This is a genomic window from Nitrosospira sp. Nl5, assembly GCF_900102495.1.
GTDB lineage: Bacteria > Pseudomonadota > Gammaproteobacteria > Burkholderiales > Nitrosomonadaceae > Nitrosospira.
This window is the reverse complement of the sequence record NZ_FMVQ01000009.1, coordinates 20,217-37,758: the sequence shown is the minus strand read 5'-3', so window position 1 is coordinate 37,758 and position 17,542 is coordinate 20,217. Positions and strand designations below refer to the sequence as shown.

The 17,542-nt window shown below is 53.5% G+C and carries 17 protein-coding genes, 1 tRNA gene and 1 pseudogene; 11 read left to right on the top strand and 8 right to left on the bottom strand.

The window, feature by feature from the left end; all coding sequences use genetic code 11:
- The first annotated feature begins 11 nt into the window (after positions 1 to 11).
- The 6 genes and pseudogenes from BLP45_RS14630 to BLP45_RS15100 form a co-directional block, all read left to right on the top strand.
- Positions 12 to 467, top strand: coding sequence for a tyrosine-type recombinase/integrase (locus BLP45_RS14630; protein WP_371128749.1), 456 nt, complete (start codon positions 12 to 14; stop codon positions 465 to 467).
- Positions 468 to 721: 254 nt separating this feature from the next.
- Positions 722 to 1,156 (top strand): hypothetical protein, encoded by a 435-nt coding sequence (locus BLP45_RS14815; RefSeq protein ID WP_090372127.1) that lies wholly within the window; start codon positions 722 to 724, stop codon positions 1,154 to 1,156.
- Complete coding sequence (locus BLP45_RS15105) at positions 1,132 to 1,653, top strand: HNH endonuclease (RefSeq protein WP_371128748.1); 522 nt, start codon at positions 1,132 to 1,134, stop codon at positions 1,651 to 1,653. Before BLP45_RS14815 ends, BLP45_RS15105 begins: the two co-directional genes overlap by 25 nt.
- Positions 1,654 to 1,787: 134 nt before the next feature.
- The gene (locus BLP45_RS09730; RefSeq protein WP_218117980.1) at positions 1,788 to 2,786 is read left to right on the top strand and encodes a GIY-YIG nuclease family protein; all 999 of its coding nucleotides are present in this window, start codon (positions 1,788 to 1,790) and stop codon (positions 2,784 to 2,786) included.
- Between the two features lie 392 nt (positions 2,787 to 3,178).
- A complete protein-coding gene (locus BLP45_RS14965; RefSeq protein WP_176754719.1) occupies positions 3,179 to 3,406 on the top strand; it encodes a lysozyme family protein in 228 nt (75 codons plus the stop codon).
- 104 nt (positions 3,407 to 3,510) lie between these two features.
- A pseudogene (locus tag BLP45_RS15100) lies at positions 3,511 to 3,917 on the top strand (integrase core domain-containing protein); the annotation flags it as partial.
- Between the two features lie 201 nt (positions 3,918 to 4,118).
- On the opposite strand, the gene BLP45_RS09710 reads toward BLP45_RS15100, so the two are convergent.
- From BLP45_RS09710 to BLP45_RS09680, 7 genes are all read right to left on the bottom strand, one after another.
- Positions 4,119 to 4,322 (bottom strand): cold-shock protein, encoded by a 204-nt coding sequence (locus tag BLP45_RS09710; protein ID WP_090372125.1) that lies wholly within the window; start codon positions 4,320 to 4,322, stop codon positions 4,119 to 4,121.
- Between the two features lie 178 nt (positions 4,323 to 4,500).
- On the bottom strand, positions 4,501 to 4,797 hold the full coding sequence (locus BLP45_RS09705) for a TrbC/VirB2 family protein (protein ID WP_090372123.1): 297 nt from the start codon (positions 4,795 to 4,797) through the stop codon (positions 4,501 to 4,503).
- Between the two features lie 155 nt (positions 4,798 to 4,952).
- Positions 4,953 to 6,044, bottom strand: a complete 1,092-nt coding sequence (locus tag BLP45_RS09700) for an ADP-ribosylglycohydrolase family protein (RefSeq protein WP_090372121.1) — start codon at positions 6,042 to 6,044, stop codon at positions 4,953 to 4,955.
- Positions 6,045 to 6,087: 43 nt separating this feature from the next.
- Positions 6,088 to 6,945, bottom strand: a complete 858-nt coding sequence (locus BLP45_RS09695) for a GNAT family N-acetyltransferase (RefSeq protein ID WP_218117979.1) — start codon at positions 6,943 to 6,945, stop codon at positions 6,088 to 6,090.
- 277 nt (positions 6,946 to 7,222) lie between these two features.
- Positions 7,223 to 7,888 carry a recombinase family protein gene (locus BLP45_RS09690; RefSeq protein WP_090372118.1) on the bottom strand — a complete coding sequence of 222 codons (666 nt, stop codon included), beginning with the start codon at positions 7,886 to 7,888 and terminating at the stop codon, positions 7,223 to 7,225.
- A gap of 286 nt (positions 7,889 to 8,174) precedes the next feature.
- A complete protein-coding gene (locus BLP45_RS09685) occupies positions 8,175 to 10,586 on the bottom strand; it encodes a spermine/spermidine synthase domain-containing protein (protein ID WP_090372116.1) in 2,412 nt (803 codons plus the stop codon).
- A gap of 126 nt (positions 10,587 to 10,712) precedes the next feature.
- A complete protein-coding gene (locus tag BLP45_RS09680; RefSeq protein ID WP_090372114.1) occupies positions 10,713 to 11,426 on the bottom strand; it encodes a protein-L-isoaspartate(D-aspartate) O-methyltransferase in 714 nt (237 codons plus the stop codon).
- A gap of 45 nt (positions 11,427 to 11,471) precedes the next feature.
- Here BLP45_RS09680 and BLP45_RS09675 point away from each other — a divergent pair, with 45 nt between their 5' ends.
- From BLP45_RS09675 to BLP45_RS09645, 5 genes are all read left to right on the top strand, one after another.
- Positions 11,472 to 12,215 (top strand): Mut7-C RNAse domain-containing protein, encoded by a 744-nt coding sequence (locus BLP45_RS09675; RefSeq protein ID WP_090372269.1) that lies wholly within the window; start codon positions 11,472 to 11,474, stop codon positions 12,213 to 12,215.
- A 212-nt stretch (positions 12,216 to 12,427) separates the two neighbouring features.
- A tRNA-Lys gene (locus BLP45_RS09670) sits at positions 12,428 to 12,503 on the top strand.
- Between the two features lie 305 nt (positions 12,504 to 12,808).
- The gene (locus tag BLP45_RS09665; protein ID WP_090372112.1) at positions 12,809 to 13,081 is read left to right on the top strand and encodes a hypothetical protein; all 273 of its coding nucleotides are present in this window, start codon (positions 12,809 to 12,811) and stop codon (positions 13,079 to 13,081) included.
- A gap of 687 nt (positions 13,082 to 13,768) precedes the next feature.
- Complete coding sequence (locus BLP45_RS09650; RefSeq protein WP_090372107.1) at positions 13,769 to 15,907, top strand: Agd3-related carbohydrate deacetylase; 2,139 nt, start codon at positions 13,769 to 13,771, stop codon at positions 15,905 to 15,907.
- Between the two features lie 47 nt (positions 15,908 to 15,954).
- Positions 15,955 to 16,317: a hypothetical protein gene (locus BLP45_RS09645; RefSeq protein ID WP_090372105.1), complete on the top strand. Its 363-nt coding sequence runs from the start codon at positions 15,955 to 15,957 to the stop codon at positions 16,315 to 16,317.
- Here BLP45_RS09645 and BLP45_RS09640 read toward each other — a convergent pair whose 3' ends face one another.
- A complete protein-coding gene (locus tag BLP45_RS09640; protein WP_090372103.1) occupies positions 16,318 to 17,541 on the bottom strand; it encodes an NAD(P)/FAD-dependent oxidoreductase in 1,224 nt (407 codons plus the stop codon). It abuts the gene before it with no gap.
- Between the last annotated feature and the right edge of the window lies 1 nt (position 17,542).

Below are 17,542 nucleotides of genomic sequence, written 5' to 3'. Positions count from 1 at the left end.
ACCCTGGCGCAGTGAAGAAGGCGCAAAAAGCGGCAAACGTGGCGCTGACAGAAAGCAGTTTTGAAATTGTTGTCCGTGAGTGGTTTATGAAACACGCCCCTAACTGGGCTGATACACACTCGAGCAAGGTGATTAGACGGCTGGAAGTTGATGTATTCCCGTGGATAGGTAGGCGTCCTATCGGCGAGATAACTGCCCCAGAACTGCTGGGAGTGTTGCGTCGTGTTGAGGACCGAGGCGCGATAGATACTGCGCATCGTGTTCACCAGAATTGCGGGCAAGTTTTTCGTTATGCCATAGCCACGGGTAGAGCACAACGTGATCCGTCTGCTGACCTGCGTGGCGCAGTCCCGCCCCCTAACAGGAAGCACTATCCTACCCTTACTGAGCCGAAGGCTATAGGGGATTGCTTCGCGCAATTGATGGGTATAGCGGCACCTATTCCACGCGCTACGCCCTTCGGCTAGCCCCGTCTTCATCAACTGCCCGGTCTCTCCACTTCACGCACTTCCTCGTCGCTGAATCTGATTCTTTTTTGACGGAAACTCAGCTCCTGGCGCCAATACAAGTTCAATTCACGGGGTAGACTGCCTTTCTCGCGAGCAGCTTCGAGGGGCCACTAGGTCGTACTTTTGTCCAATATGGAAGTACACAAAATAGCGGCAGAATCGCTAGGGAGTCTATTTGAGAGAACGAGTTAACTCGGCTGTTGAGGATTAGTATGCAATATTGGTGGGTAAATCAAAATCAGACCTATAAGAGGGAGGTTCCAGGAGGTTTTCTCTGGTCACCTAAAACAAGGGCCGACGGAGCAAAAAATCCATTTTATGAATACATGAGGGAGGTCGCGCCGGGCGACATTATCTTTTCCTTTTGCAACACCCATATCAAAGCTGTTGGGATCGCATTAGCAGCAGCCGAAACCGCTTCCAAACCGGGCTTCGGCAAGACCGGTATCAATTGGGCTGAAGAAGGATGGCTCGTTAATGTGGAATTCAAAGAATTGACAAACCAAATCCATCCTAAGACACATATCGAACTAATACGGCCTCATCTTCCTGCTAAATATTCCCCTTTGCAAAATAGCGGCAACGGTCTTCACTCAGTCTATTTAGCTAAGGTGCCCCTCCAATGGCCACGGTTCTCATGCAGCTAATCGGTAACGAATACGCTAGCGCCCTTCCATTACTCCAAGATGTCGCCGATTCATCCCAGCTCGCGACGGATAAGCTGGAGCAAGGAATCAGGGGCCGGACAAACATTGACAGTACGACTAGGAACCAGCTTATAAAATCCCGGTGTGGCCAAGGGGTTTTCAGAGCCAATGTTCGACTAAATGAGGACCGCTGCCGTGTTACAGGCGTCACGGATCCCACTTACTTGAGAGCTAGCCACATTAAGCCATGGAAAGATTCAACCGATGATGAAAAATTAAACGGCTGTAACGGCTTACTACTAGCCCCTCACGTCGACCATCTTTTCGACAAAGGGAAAATCTCTTTTGCAGACGATGGTCACTTGATTATTTCAGACAAACTCGACCGTGATCTCTTATTTCGGTGGGGCATCGGGGAAAACCTGAATGTCGGTTCCTTTAATAACGAACAAGCGAAATTTCTCGCTTATCATAGAGGCTCTGTACTCAAGCACTAACGCTACAATTTCTTGGGCGCCAAAGGGAAACATGTTTCCTCACACGATAAATCTACTCTTATGTCTGGTGCCTGCGGCCCCCGGAATACACGTCGTTGATCGCCCAATCACTAACGAACTAAAGGGAGCACCACGTGAACCACGTGACGCTTGGTAAGAGTATTCAGATTTATCTGGCTGACGGCAGCGTGACCGGGATCCGACACGGCGAAATTTCTAATTGGACCGGCCAAGCTATCGCCTGCCCAAGAGCTCGTTTTCCTGAACTCAGAGAGTGGAGCGAAGCCAAGCGCCCAGGTGTCTACTTCCTCTTTGGGCAGAATGAGGAATCGGGTCAGGATGCGGTGTATATAGGTGAAGCTGAAATTGTACTTGATCGTCTTAGCTCTCACATTAAAGGCACAAACGGAAAAGAATTTTGGACAGAGCTAGTTATTTTTACAAGCAAGGACGACAATTTGACAAAAGGGCATGTCCGTTACTTGGAGGCCCGATTGGTTGGGTTGGCTAATGCGGCAGGACGTCACGCGATCGAAAACTCAGCATCTCCTCAGCTCCCTGCCCTACCTCGAGCGGCCCGTGATGCCATGGAAGAGTTCATTAATGGAGTCCGTACGCTCTTAGGTGTGTTGGGTCATCGCGTTCTCGAACCCCTACTTGTTCGTACGGTGGAAACCCAACACATGGCAACGGTTGCAACACCGCTTCCGATGCGGAACCTTCCTCCTCCAGGAACGGTGGGACAAGACTCCTCACTGCGGTCACAAATGTTTCAACTAACCGTTAGCAACATTATAGCGACAGCGGTAAGGACAGATGAAGGTTTGGTGATCCTTGCGAATTCCGAAGCGGCGCCTATTGTTCAAAGTAGTCTTTCCGGCAGCTATCGTGCTCTTCGCGCTCGCCTGATAACGTCCGGGGTATTGGTGGAAAATGGAGTAAAACTCAAATTTGCGCGCGATCAGCTCTTTGGAAGCCCTTCCCAGGCGGCGGCGGTGGTGGTGGGTTATTCAATCAATGGACGTGACAGGTGGAAAACGCCTAGCGGGACAACTTACTCGGATTTTGAGAAAGGCGTTGCCGGCAGTATCGATGGCAACAGTCTCCCTCTACGACTTCCCACCGACCTCTAGGCGGGGAAGCATTAAACGAGGCATGGGCATCGCGAGTATGTTTGGATGCTTCTAGGTCAACCCCATCTTATTCCCGCTCGAAATGTCTCAGTTTAACTCTGCATTACTATTCACAATCATCGCGCTATTAAGCTTCTATCTGCCCTTTGCACAAGCTGAGACATTCGTTGGACACGTCGTAGGAATATCGGATGGTGATACCCTCACAGTTCTTACCGCATCCAAGCAGCAACACAGGATCCGCCGGGCTGAGATCGACGCGCCAGAGAAAGGCCAGCCCTTCGGAACCAAGTCGAAGCAGTCACTTTCCGACTTGTGTTTCGGAGATGGATCTGCCGCCCCAGATTAAGGAGCGCATTGTCCGCTCTATTCAAGCAGCCATTAAATATGAAGTGTCTGCGAACATCTTTCTGGCCGTGGCAGAGAAGGAGGGGGGCAAGCCGGAACAATGGGTGCGAAACTCGAACGACACCTACGATATCGGCCCGATGCAGTTCAATACCACCTACCTGGGCGCATCCGCACGCATATTCGCAAAGACCAAGGCGACTTATGGACGAGGGTATCCAATTACCACTCATACATGTCCCATCTCAACGCTGCATACCGGGTGGATCTGATGTGGAGGGCAGCGAAGTGGGAAAAATGGTTCAGTGCCCGTTTTTCCACCCGTGAAGTGACGTATCAGATTTAAAAAAATCAATAGGGTCAGACTCGATTGGTCCTTATTGCCGGCTGGAAACGCAAATTTGTTCACACCACCGATAGCGGACATGACCTGCCGGTAGCGGAAACCTGCTGGATCGAAAGTTCGAGGCGGCCGCACCGAATCTTGCGTGGGTATCGGATTACTTATGTGCGCACGCGCCACGGCATTCGTTGTTGCATGAGCTGTAAGGGGAATTGTTGGGACAACGCCGTGATGGAGCGCTTCTTTCTGAATTTGAAAATAGAGCGTGTATGGCAACGTGATTATGCCAATCATAGCGAGGGGAAACGCGATATTACCGAATACATCGTAAGCTCTATAATACTGTCAGGCTTCACTCGAAATTGCGCTATCTGCTGCCTGCCGCTTACGAATGGAAGATGGCAGCAACACCATCTGTCTCGATGTCTGAAATTGTTTGACCGCTACAATCATTCCGGCGGAGGGAAATCTCCCGCCGGAATGCCAGCCATTTGGGCGCACATGTTACGGGATAATTGCTCGAACTTTGAGTTATTTCAAGCACTCTCGGTAATCTGAGCGACCACCAGCCAATCGAGTAGCATGCAGAGTAGACAATTTCCTAATGCTACACGGGTGGTTTGTCCGCCTCACATGAAATCTTACGTAGATTGAATGTTTGATGCTTGCTTGCCCTTCGGACCCTGCGTAACCTCAAACGTTACTTTTTGACCTTCTTTGAGCGTTTTGAATCCAGACATGCCGATTGCCGAGAAGTGCGCGAATAAATCCTCACTGCCGTCATCAGGGGTAATGAAGCCAAAGCCTTTTGAATCATTGAACCATTTTACTGTGCCAATTGCCATTTTTTCTTCCTTCCTATATATATCAGTTAAAAAAGAGCCTCCGTTTTCAGGGCTGACGCATTTTGCCAATCTTTAGGCGAAGAATATGTTCGCTACCGTACCTACAGAGAGGATATAGTGACCCAGAGCGTCTGCTTATATGGAGATCGATAGGGTCAGACTCGATTGATTCTTTAGCTTAGAGGAATAAACAGATAATCATGTTAGCCAACGCAAGTCCGCAAGCTACGATTGTGACATAGCGGATACGCCGAGAGGTTTCACTGTCAAATATCAAGGTAAAGCCACTAATTACGACACCCATCAGAAGAATCCAACCCGACCAGAAGGAGGTGACCTGGCACCAATTTTCATTCGGAGTTTCCCATGGCGTAACGGCTTCCGATGCAGCAAGCACTGGACCAGCGACCAGAGCCAAGCCAAAAATTGCCAGAACAATCATGGCAAGGCGTACAGAATCATGTTTGATTATCATTTGTAGTAGTTTCGATTTAATCTGACAGTAGGGCCTTGCTAAAGGCGGGGTTACCCGGTTTGATAAAGGTTGCGAAATCTTTAGTAAATCTATAGGTCGGACTCCATTGATCCTTGTTCATGAGATGTGTCCCCAGTAATAGCTCCAAGGGCGTTCTAGCCAAGTCCAGGTATTGACTCGCTCACTTTTGAGGCCACATCCATCGCAAATCGCTGAAGCGTTTCAGCTTCGTCCAGGCCGTCTAGGAAGCGTCGGGGTATTCCCGATAGCCCGACTTGTGCGCCGACGAGCGCACCGGCCAACATGGCGCGCGCCTGGTTTTCGCCGCCGCCATTTATTGCGTGGAGCACAGCCGATTCAAAATCGTTCGGAAAGCGGGCAGTGAGATGATAGGCTGCGGGAAGCTGGTGGTAAATGGCGCATGTCATGCCATAAACGATGGAGACTTTCCATGCGGGCTCTATCCGGATCTCCGGGTCCACCGCGGCTGTGGCGACATACGAGGGCGTGAGGAGGGCGTCCGGAGAGACGAAATGTCCGCTGTCCCGGGGACGGTCTTCCTGTGGAGGCTGCAGGTCGGTATGCGCCATCGTATGAAAAGGCAGTTTTCCCGCTTTTGCCAAACGCATGAGCTTGCCGGAAAGGCTCCTGTTGAGTTTGTGTCCCTGCACCAGGAGACCCAGCACCGCCCCGTACGCGACAGTCAGGGTAACTACGGTATCGTCGATCTGGGTGAGGCGTGTATTGCTGGAGATTGAGGCTGCCAGTTCCTCCGGCTGGAAGGCGTAGCGAACCGCCAGGGCGAGCGTGCGCCCTATCGCTTCGGTGGTATCGGCCTGGCCTCCCGCTTGCCCCCACGGCAGGTTCTGCTGGACACGCTTGCGCCAAGCATCTCGAATCGATTGCTGGGTGTACCCGCCCGGTCCGTTGACAGGCATGCCGTTGAGCAACGGGAAGATTTCCTCATCCATGCGCCGGCAGAAATCCGCTTCATCATAGCCGCCGCGCTCGACGAGCGAGCGCAGCATGAGCCGGAGAATGACGCCCCCCTGGGAGAGTTGACCGGCCTTGAGACCGCTATGGTAGCGGCCGGGCTTGGGGTCTGTATAGGTCGTTATCCAGTCACCGTAGTCGCGTCGAAGCGCTGCCAGATCGTAGTACCAGTGTGGGCCAAGGCCTAAGGCATCCCCGATAAAGGCGCCCATGATGGCGCCCGCGGCGCGGTCTTGTATGGCAGGGTCGGACATATTCTGATCCTTCTGGTTAACCGTCGCTGTTTCGCCCCCACCTTCAGAAGAGAATCGAGGGCAGGAAGGCGCCCGAGGGCTGGTTGTAGAGGCCGAGGCTCATCAAGGTCATGGGCTGAACGACGCGAAGCCCGTGCTGCAAGCACCAGCGGAACAGTTCACCGTTGCGTGTGGGCAGGAGAAATCCTGGTCCCGCAAAGGCGTCCGCAGCCCCGATAAGGGCCTTGAGGTCTTCATTGTTTTCTCCCACGGCATGTCCAAAGAAGCCGATTAATGTAGCGTAGCCGGTGATGCGGCCAGCGTATTCGACGACGATGCCGGTACCTTCCTGGATCGCATGATACAACTCCTGGCCTCGATCGTGGCCATGGATGTTCTGACAGAGGCTATTGCAAGCATCCATATCGCCATCGCGCGCCGAACGAACGGTATATCCGGGAACGATGAGCCGTAGCGGCGGCCCCTGCATGGTCGCAAGTGGTTCCCGCACGTCAAATCCCAGCTTGGTATAGAGGGACAGGGAGCGACTATGATAGGCAGCTTGCACCAGGCGTACTCCTGCAAATCGTTTCTGCCGGGCACGATCCAATACGTTTTCCATCAGACACCGGCCGATGGTACTGTTTTGGACGTCCAGGGCGACGGTTATTGGACCTACACCTGCAATGACCGCATCTTCCAGCAGGAAGTTGCTGCCCACGATCCGCTCTTCGCTCTCGGCGACTACCGAGTATACATCGGGGCGGGACAACAAGGATGACAAGAGGCCAGACGCTGCCTCGGATGAGGGAAAATCCGGAGGGAAATTATGTTGCCCGGAAATCGTCTTGAACGCTTCGTAGCAGATCATCCCGGCGGCCTCCGCGTCCGAGGGGCGGCCAGTTCGTAAGTTGAAATGCACGCTCATCTCCTTCCTCTAAATCTATCTGTAATCGCTTTGCGGCCTCATTATGCGACAGTAAGTTTAGAGTACCCATTATATTCACCATATTAGTGCTGAATGACACTGCAAGCAAATAGACTCGAGCACTAGCTAGGTTGACCGCCAATTCAGCATGACGGGGTACAGGCTAACCAAGCAGTGAAATCTCGGTTAAGGAGTTGAAAATACATCGGTCTTTGGTTTGTCCAAATGACCTGTTCCGCATTAATACCTTTTGCTTGCACGATTACAAGGATTATTTGTAGACATTCCCACGTCCCTCAGCGACGCTTTCCTCGAACGTGACCGATGGGCCGGGACATGCGTCCAACAACTCAAGATTGGGTCGCGGGCGCTTCGCTACCGGTTGCAAGACACTGGCAATGCGCATACCGGGCTGTTCCGCAACGGCCTGATATATCAAACCTTGAGGGGCGGACTTTGAAACGCCGTTAATCTTTGGTCTTGCGCTTGACCGTCTTCCTTTAAATCGTCTAGCTTGGTTCCAGGCTGCAATTCCATCTAATTGACGTTCAAGCATCAGGGCGCGTTCGAACTCCACAATTGCGCCCATAACCGATAACATCAATTTCCCATTCGGAGTGCTGGTATTAATTTGCATGCTCAGGATGCGGAGTGCCACGCCTTGTCTTTCAAGCCGGCCGATAACCTGTAAAAGATGGGGCAAAGAATGTGCAAGACGCTCAATCTTTGTCACGATCAACGTATCTCCTTCGCGGACATAACCAATGGCCGATTCGAGTTCTGGTTCTAGTTCTAGTTCTTTTCCCTTGCCAACGTCAACCGCATTCATTTGTTCTAGAAATATCTTGGCGCAGCCTGCCCGTTTAAGTTCAGCGAATTGTGCTTCAAGGCCCGCAGCTTGATCCTGCGTACAAGTTCTCGCATACCCGACAAACATGATTTCTTCCTTATCGCTTATCAATAGGAATTAAGATGGTAGTGATTTTGCCTTACAGGGTAACTTCACCCCTGTTCAGATAAGTTGCTGATAATCAAGTTTTTCCAAATCCTCGCGTCACAGCGGCTAAAAGGCGAAACGGATATTTGTGGCAAGGAACAGCCGCATAGAAATTCTTTTCCAGATAAATAACGGAAGGTATTCGTATTTCATGAGTTTTTTACGCAGCGGAACCTACTTTTACCCTGCTACCATAGAAGTAAAGAGCGCAGGCACCGTAGCTCGCTCAAGCAAACCCTCTCAACGCGACCGCCGCCAACCCGTAAATCAGCACAGCCAACAGGATCACTGCGGCAAAACCCAGGTGAATAGCCAGCAAGGTGGCGAGGACGGCACCAACCACCGAAGCGAAACCGTTGATCGCCCATGCCCAAGGGATAGTTTCCTGGGCCGTGCGCGCCAGCCGCATGATGCCTGTAGGAAAAGGCACGCCCATGCACACCGCCAACGGCGCGATCAGCGCCACCGAAATCGCTATCTTTGCCGCATCGGGCAAGTGGATGAGTGCCTGGAACAGGCCCGGCAGGATGGCGAGATAGAGTAGCGATAAGGCGCCGATTACCATTACCGCCATGACGACATGCTTGCCGCTCGCCGTCCGCTTTTGCCATCGCTCGGCAAGCCAGCTTCCTGCGGCAGCGAACACCAGAAATGCGGACAATACGACTGCCACGGCGTATAGCGGGTGAGCCAGAAATAGCACAAATTTCTGGATAAAGGCGATTTCCATGAACATGAAAGCCAGGCCGATGGCGAGAAAGTACAGGACCACCCACACGGTAGGGAACATGCGCCGGCAACGCGAAACGGCCAGCGGTGCGACGATCAGGAGAACGCTTGCCGCAAATGCCTGTATCAGCGTCGCCACCAGCAGCGGATAACTCCAGTCCAGAAGCGGCATCCCGCCCTGTTCGCGCAGGGCAAATAACTCCGCGGCTGCGTTCCATTTGAAGAAGCGGAAAAAATGCGGCTGGTCATCAGTCGCCGGCTCGATATAGAACTTGTATCGATCAAGGAACGCCTGCCGCCCGGAGCCAAGCAGCGCAATAGCTCCCTCGAAGAAATAGGGATGCGCCAGCAGGTTGTAACGATTTGCCTCCTCAGCGCGCATCCCCGGATAGTAAGAAAGATCGAAAGAACGTGTGCGGCTGAACTCCTTGATCGCTGCGATTTCCATCGGCGTGAAATCGCTGTTCTTCACCAGCAGCGTGACAGTCTTCCAGCCCCTTATCATCACCAGCCGTGCGGCAGGATTGGGTACGCCGTCCCGCTCCAACGCCAGCACCGCCGTGGCAAATAGTTTCAACGTGTCGCGCGGCGGCAGAGTGAGCCACCGTGTGACGGCCAACACACCGTCTGGAGTGAGGCGGCTCATATAGGTCTGGAGCGCCTCCACTGTGTAGAGATAGCTTTCGCTCAAGCCGTATAACCCGGCAGAAGCAACGCCGAATGAATCAAGCAGCGCTACCTGGATCAGGTCGTAGCGTTCGTGCCTGGTGCTGGCGAAGCCGCGCGCCTCGGCTTCATGTACATGCACTTGCGGGTGGTTGTATAGATCGCCGGCAAAATCACGAAAACGTTGCCTGATCAGGTCAATGACGTTACCGTCAAGCTCCACCGCATCGATTGTGATGGCGCCGTGGTAAAGTGCCTGCAATACATCACTGCCGGCCCCTGCCCCCAGCACCAGCACACGCGGCTTTTCCAATATCTGATAAGGCAGCGCCGAAGTAAGTTGGCCGAGATAGGTCAGCGGTTCGAGCTTTCCGTCAAATTGCGTGATCACCGCCGGACCGTTTCCATCCACGAATACGGCCAGCTGGGGCGGCGGTTCGTCTGTTGCGTTAAGGCTCATTCCCGGAGCATGACGGAACGGGATACGCCTGTTTTCCACCACCGTGATCTGCCCCAGCGGGCCGGAACGTTCGTCGACCACTTGGGTTCCGAGAATATTCAGGGTCTGGCTTAAATCTTTGTATGGTGAGGGATGTGCTTGCAGCCAGTTGCCGGACGGCACTATGGCGGCCAGCAAAGCCAGCCCAAAAAACGCCTTCGCCAGCCATTTCGGACGCATCTCCAGTTCGACGGCAGCGAGGGCGGCAGCAAGTAACGTCAACGCCGTGAGAACCATCAGTACCTGGTGGGCCGGCATGAGAAACAGCACGCCGATAACACCCAGGCTGCCGGCCCCCGCGCCCAGGATATCGAAGGCATAGATGCGGCCTGCGTCCCTGCCGAAATGCCACAGGATAAGACCAATGCCCAGCCCGCCGCAAAAGAAGGGCAGCATCATCAGCAGATAAACCACGAGCAGTTTGGTGACCTGGGTTTGATCCCACAGCAGTTCGAGCGGATTGAATGGGATTTGTTGCGCCAGCAGAAACGCTCCGGGGATCAGCAAAGCCGTTCCGGTTACCGCGGTGAGATACACAGCGCCGACGTGCGGAGCGAACTTTTCCTTCAGGAGGGTGAGCGCCGTGCCGCTTGCCCCAAAGCCCAGCATCGCCGCACTGATGATCAGGTAGGCGAAGTGATGCCATAGCTCAATGCTGAACAAGCGTGTCAGCAGCACTTCATACGCCAGTAAACAGCCGGAGAGCAGACCAATGGCGAAAAATGGCGGGCGGGGACCGGTCATCCTAAACCCGGCAGTTGCCTTGTGGCGAATGCACCATAGAGGTATAGGTCAAGTGACATAAAAACTTGGATGAATCATGGTTCTCGACCAACAACTAAGCGGTCGGCTGCTGGATTTAGGATCAAGTTAATGTCCGCCGGTGAGTGGAACGAAACCCACCGGCAAAATTTGCCGGGTGGTCACCGACCCGTCCATATGCTTCTCCACCAGCATTAAATACTGTGTCATGAAATGCGCGCCGAGCGGGATCACCATACGCCCTCCCGGCTTTAGCTGTTTGATGAGAGGTGGCGGTACATGGCTTGCAGCGGCCGTTACCACAATGGCATCGAACGGCGCCGCTTCCGGCCAGCCGTAATAGCCGTCGCCCACCCTCACCTTTACATTGTCGTAGCCAAGCGACTTCAGTCGCTCGGTCGCTTCTTTTCCCAGCGGTTCGATAATTTCGAGGGTGTAAACCGATTCGACTATTTCCGCCAGAACGGCTGCCTGGTAGCCCGAGCCAGTACCGATTTCAAGGACCTTGTCGCCAGCCTTGACGTTTATCAAGTCGGTCATCAGTGCTACGATGACAGGTTGGGAAATCGTTTGTCCATGGCCGATGGGAAGAGGACGATTGATATAGGCAAATGCGGTCAGCCAGCCCGGCACGAAACGGTGACGCTCCACCTTTCCCACCGCCGCAATGACCTCTGGACCGGGAGCGGATTCCCTATTGGCGGCAATATCGGCCAGTATCTCCTCCACCATTTTATGGCGCTTCGCGTCGAATTCCCCGCCATATGATGGGAAAGCGCAACAGAAGTAGAGGAACATGCACAAGACAAAGTGGCGTTTCATGACTTCATTAAAGCAAATTCTCAGCAGAATGCTGGCACTTTCTCAATGGTCACCGCAACCTTCCGCTTCTACGAGGAATTGAACGATTTTCTTGCTCCCGGGCAGCGCAGGAACGAGTTTGCCTGCTCCTGCGCGCGGGCGGCAACTACCAAGCACATGATCGAGGCGCTCGGCGTGCCGCATACCGAGGTGGAGTTGGTATTGGTGAACGGCGAATCGGTGGGTTTTGACCGCCTATTGAAAGACGGCGACCGCGTCGCTGTCTTTCCCCGGTTCGAGATGCTCGATATTACGCCTCTGCTGCGCGTGCGCGATTATCCTTTGCGCGTGACGCGCTTTATCGCCGATGCGCATCTCGGCGGGCTCGCGCACCTGCTGCGCATGGCGGGATTCGACACCCTTTACGACAATAACTTCCAGGACAGGGAAATCGAGGTAATCGCCGCACGCGACCAACGTATCGTGCTCACCCGTGACCGGGAACTGCTCAAGCGCCGCTCTATTACGCACGGCTGCTACGTACGCGCGTTGAGGTCGACGCAACAGTTGGGCGAGATGTTCAATCGGCTGGATCTAGGGCGTAGCGCTCGCCCGTTTACGTTATGCCTGGAATGCAACACGCCCTTGCGCGCGATTGACAAGGCGCAGGTTCAGCTGCGTGTACCGCCAGATGTGCGAGAACGGTTCGAACGCTTCAGCACGTGCGACGCCTGTGAGCGGGTGTTTTGGGAAGGCTCGCACTGGCGGCGCATGCGTGCGCTATTGGACGAGATTATGGCGGAAGGCTAATTCCTGTTGATAGGAATAGACAGCATCCAATAGATGCGCTAAATATCGGCGGATGCAAAACCTTACTGCTGCAATTCTCAAACTGAAGCTTTTCATCGCATCTAACCATTCGAATTTGTGAGCGGATGTGGTAGTATTTACAACACGAAGGGTCGGACGTCAGTCCTCCCGGTCCATCATCGTTCTCTTAGAATTCCGGTTCATTCAAATCCGGGTCGTTAGCTCAGCTGGTAGAGCAGCGGACTCTTAATCCGTAGGTCGAGCGTTCGATCCGCTCACGACCCACCAATAAAACAAACACTTAGCGTATCAGCTAAGTGTTTTTGTTTTTAGGGTTCGGTACATACCTAATCCTTATAGACCTTGTACAGCTTTCGGCACGTATCCCCGGCTTCGGATCGCATATCCACTGTTGTTGCCGATCTCGAAAGCGGTCGTGCTATTTTGAACTGTACCGCCTCAATTTGCCGTCCGCAGTATTTCGCACAAATTTATAATCTCCATTTCTAACATGGACTCAAACGATCAGCTGAACGAGCTGGCGATTAGGGTACCTAAAAAGGATCGGCGTTTGCATTTAAAGAGGTAAGACAGTGAAAGCTCTATTTGCGGCTTTAACCGCATGCGCACTGACCAGCCAAGCCATCGCGTACGACCGCAACCGGAGTATAGGGGAAGAGTGGCAGCAACAACGGGGAACAGCAGAGACGCAAAGAATAGAAGAGGCGGCCAGGCAGCGCGAAAGTGAACATAATGCTCGAATGCAGCAGCTTGATCGCCAGCAGAAAATCCAACAGCAAGAAAACGAATGGCGGCAAAGACAGCTTGAGCTGGAGCAAAACCGCTTATGGCTTTGGAGTCGTTAAATGTGTAGTCGAACTTTTCTGCGGTCCATCATATCTCCGATCGGACTACAGACGTAATTTATCGCCCCTTTCTTTTATTACACTTGATTCATCTGCCTTATTACAATGTCGAGCATGCCATACCATGCTTGGCAATTTTGTCCGGGAGACCCAGAAAAAACGTACTTCCTCGCCTTAATCCGAGAGCTTTCGAGCTGAAAAACGGCAACGATGGTTTGAAGGCACGTCCAGGCCGTTAACAGGGTCTAATGCAGGTAACGAGCTTTCCTGCCACTATGGGCGCCACTAAAGCAGGCAGATCAGGCTCATAAAGCCGCTTATTTTGTTTTTATGGATTTCCCCCTGAATCCCCCTGTAGCAACCAGCATCCTGTCCAGTTCTGTTGCCATTGCCCGTGGGTAATGAAACGCGGAGCTCACCAAGTGTGTTGCGCCGCCTTCGGCGACTCGCCCACACCCAGTCCCCGCGCTCGACCGTCTCTTGACTCATCTAGTTGCTTGATGGCTTTCCCACAAACAGAGGTGGCTTCCACCTTTGATCAGCTTGTCAACTCCGAAGGCGTCAAGAGCGTTAATGTCAAGCGGCTGTGCCAGGGTCTTCTGCACCCGGCCCATCGAGGGAGGGTCCAGGTGCGGTCTATCCTTCTCGAATTGCGTGGGCGTCAGAGCGTAAAACGGAGGTTTTATCATGAGAAAGAACGTGAGCAGGAAATGCTTCCTGCTTGCTGCAATGACAATATGGTGGGCCTTAATCGGTGTGACAGCTCCCGCATTTGCTGACAACGCCGTCAAATTAAGGATATTAGTCGTCACGACGGGCGATATAGCGGAAGATCTGGGATTGGCCTACATCAAGCCTGTCCTTGACGAAATGGGAGTGGGATACGATGTATTAAATGCCGGCAAACAGGATTTAACGGCTGCAATGCTCGCCTCTACCCCGGCCGGAGCCGCCTGCAAAGCCAAGGATACAGGCTGTCTCGGCAACTATAATGGCGTCATCATAACGGACTCTGACCTGGTTCCAAGCTTCACACCAGCGGAATGGGACATCCTGCACGATTACCAGAAAGACTTCGGCGTTCGTCAAGCGGTGCTGTCAGGATGGCCGGGCACGTATCGGGACTCGGAGCCTCCTTATGGCGTCTACCTGGATTATGGCCTTGTCTATTCATCCAGTTCAACCGACTACGACGCCCGATGGACAGTACGTGGCGGATACAGCAAGGAAGTTTTCGAGTATGTGAACAAGGATAAACCGCTTCCAATTACGGACTTTGCCTTCGCGGCCATTCCTCGAAATGATATGAGCAGCCTGCGGGATGGTTCTGTCCCAAGCGTTGAGCCGCTGCTGAGAACCCAGAATGGTGAAGCGTTGTTATCGATCATACGATACATGGTGCCTTCCCAGGCTACACCGGTACGCGAAGTGATGATCTCGACGATTACGCATGCACCATTCCTCTTCCATTCTAAGGTTCTGGCCTACGAGTTCATTAACTGGGTGACGCAAGGGGTATTCGTGGGGGGGCGGCGTGTCCATATGGCTGCCCACTTGGATGATTTGTTTATTGCCAACAATCTATGGGATTCCGCGCTAAAGAGGGATAATCCTGCTAATACCTATCGGTTGAGCAGCGATGATATTAGCAACGCGGTGAGAAAACAGGTCGCCTTTCTTGCCGCCCATCCGATAGCAGGCACTTTCAAGCTGGATTTTCCATTCAACGGTTCCGGCGCAGTGGTAGATCCGGCAGCAACGACACCGGCTGCAAACATGACGGACGACTTGGTGGCGGCAGTGGTTGCTAACAAAGCATATTTCCGCTTTATCAACCACACCTATAGCCATCCCCATATGGATAAGGTGCCGGAGTCGCCAGGTGTCTCTTGTGATTACCCTACCTTTACTACCATCGCGGCCATCCAGGCGGAAATCACCAAGAATCGGATGGTCTGGGGACTTCTGGGTCTCCCTGAGGAAAGCCAAAATAACCGGGTGCTCGTAACCGGCAAACATTCCGGCCTGAAAGATCCAAAATGCACCAATGATCCTTCTTTGCACCCGGACATGTTCAACGTTCAAGCCGACGACATCGCGTTTGATGCGGGAGGCGCCAATTCCTTATTCCTTGAGGCCGCCGCGAGCGCGGGCGTTGACTATCTTGGGGCCGATGCGTCCCAGAAAGGTCAGAACGTTGAACAGTATATCGCTCAGTACGAGGATGGCAGCCGGACGGATCGACTTTTGTTGCCGCGCTGGCCGACCAATATTTACTGTAATGTGACAAACCCGCTCCAGTTGAGGGATGAGTACAACTATATCCTTCACGGCAGATTTGTCGATGCGGGACAAAATCCATGTGAAATACCCGGCGCTATCTGCACCCCCCGGGATTATGCGGAAATTCTGATGGCCGAAGCTGATATCGCATTGCGGCACATGCTGACCTTTAATAAATGGCCGCATTTTTTCCATCAGTCGAATCTGGCTAGATATGATGAGAGCGGTAATACGCTTCAATTTGACTGGTTAAATGCTGTCTTCGCAGAATACGAGGGGCTGTTTAACCTGCCGGTCCAGAATTATCCCTATTATCTGATTGGCGACTATACCCAGGAAAGTCTTAACGCCAGATCGGCAGCTATTCAGGCGACGTGGAATCGCACGACCAATCAGGTCACGCTATCCGCAGATAAAGCCGTACCCAATCTTCTTGTTACAGGTCTCTCCGGTGGAGACCTGTACGGGGGCCAATTTCTCCGTCCCGTCGCCGTAAACACCAACTCCATCGCGTTTTCGGTCGACCGGGGGTTGGCTCACTGAGTACCCCTGGTTCTTTGGTAAAGAGTAAACATTAAGAGGATCTTTAAATGGGACAATGCATCCACTCGACCAGGACCATCCTTGCCCTGCTGATCGTTGCCGTGGCAGTTACGATTGGCGCCGAAGCCCCGGGGTTGGTATATGCTGCCACCGAAGAAGCACCAGGGTTGGCACAGCCCTTCGGAGAAAAGGTGAATGCGGGGCTTCAGCAAGCAAATGTTGAGAAGAACAGAAAAAAGATACGGCAGGAAAATGACAGGCAGCTAAAGGCGCAGGAACCGTTGTATCTCCGGCAGGCGGGATCGCTGGCAAAGCATTATAAAGAGACGGCGTCAATTGTTGCCCGCCAGGGCGGTAATCCGCAGCCGCTTCTTGACGCCGCTGCGTATTTCGAGAGGCAGTCTAAATAATTACTTTTTTGCTCGGTGAGCATCTAACATCTCGTTAAAGCCGGGGCTTTTTGTACTAGACATGCCAGCATTATTTGAAGATAGGCCACCGGTGCTGTTCACCTTGCCGCCCTGGCGTCGTTGCCAGAACGGCTGATCAATCCAGCGAGTCTCTTGCCCATACCACGCCTCAAGGTGAGCGAGGTAGGCATGCTGAATATTTGCCAATTGAGAGTTGTAGCCCGCCAGGGCATTGGAGGCGCCCTGAAGGAATTGCTGGGCTGCCTCAGCGCCTGCCAGGCCTGTGTAGAGGGAATTAAATAATCCTTGCGATGATAGCGGATCGAAGGCAAGCGCGGCATCGCCAATCGCCAGCCAGCCATCACCCGCCGCACTGTCCAGATTGGCGCTATGCGCTGTGCAAAATCCGGCTTGCGGGCCTGCGGTGAAGTCAACCGTATTCAGTTGCCTCCATAATTCTGGCACTGCCGCAAGCCGTGCCACCAGGTTCTCCCGGTTATGCGCGCTCGCCGCTTGCGGTAAATCGGCATCGGTATAAAATGCGAGAATACGGTTCTTTTCAGAGCCGGGTAGTGGCGACGAATACCACCAGCCGCCCATTTCGGCATGAATATGGCTCATGCCGGTATCGGCGCCGTCTGGTCCTGTATCCCTTCCATACAGCCAACCGCACACCAGTTTATCCCGTGCCCGGCGCTTGCCCCCGAGCCGCTTCGTCACCGAAGAACTGCGGCCAGCTGCATCAACCAGCAGCCGGGCACGAACCGTGAGCGGCTTGCCTTGTCTTTGGATATTGAGCTGCCAGCTTGAGTCGGGCGTACGTGTCAGTGCCAGCAGTCGCGCTTCCGTCAACAGGGCAGCACCGCGCTCCTGGGCGACGTGCTGCAGCCAGCCCTCGAAACGGGCCCGATCCAGATACCATCCATGGCCATCCAGATCACGCATCGCATCCTGTTCCAGGACTTCATTGCCGCCCCAGGTACTGCGGATAAGATGGCAGGGACGGTGCCCCTGATTCAAAAAAGCATCCCACAAACCCATGTCATGCAACAGGCGGCGTGCGGCACCCGGTAGGGATTCGCCCGGCCGCAAGACTGGCGCGGCACGTTTTTCCAGCAGCAGTACCCGCTGAAAAGGAGCGAGGTTCAAGGCAAAGGCTGCTCCGGCCGGACCTGCTCCCACCACTACGGCATCCGCCGTAATGACGGGGGCGGATGCGCTCATT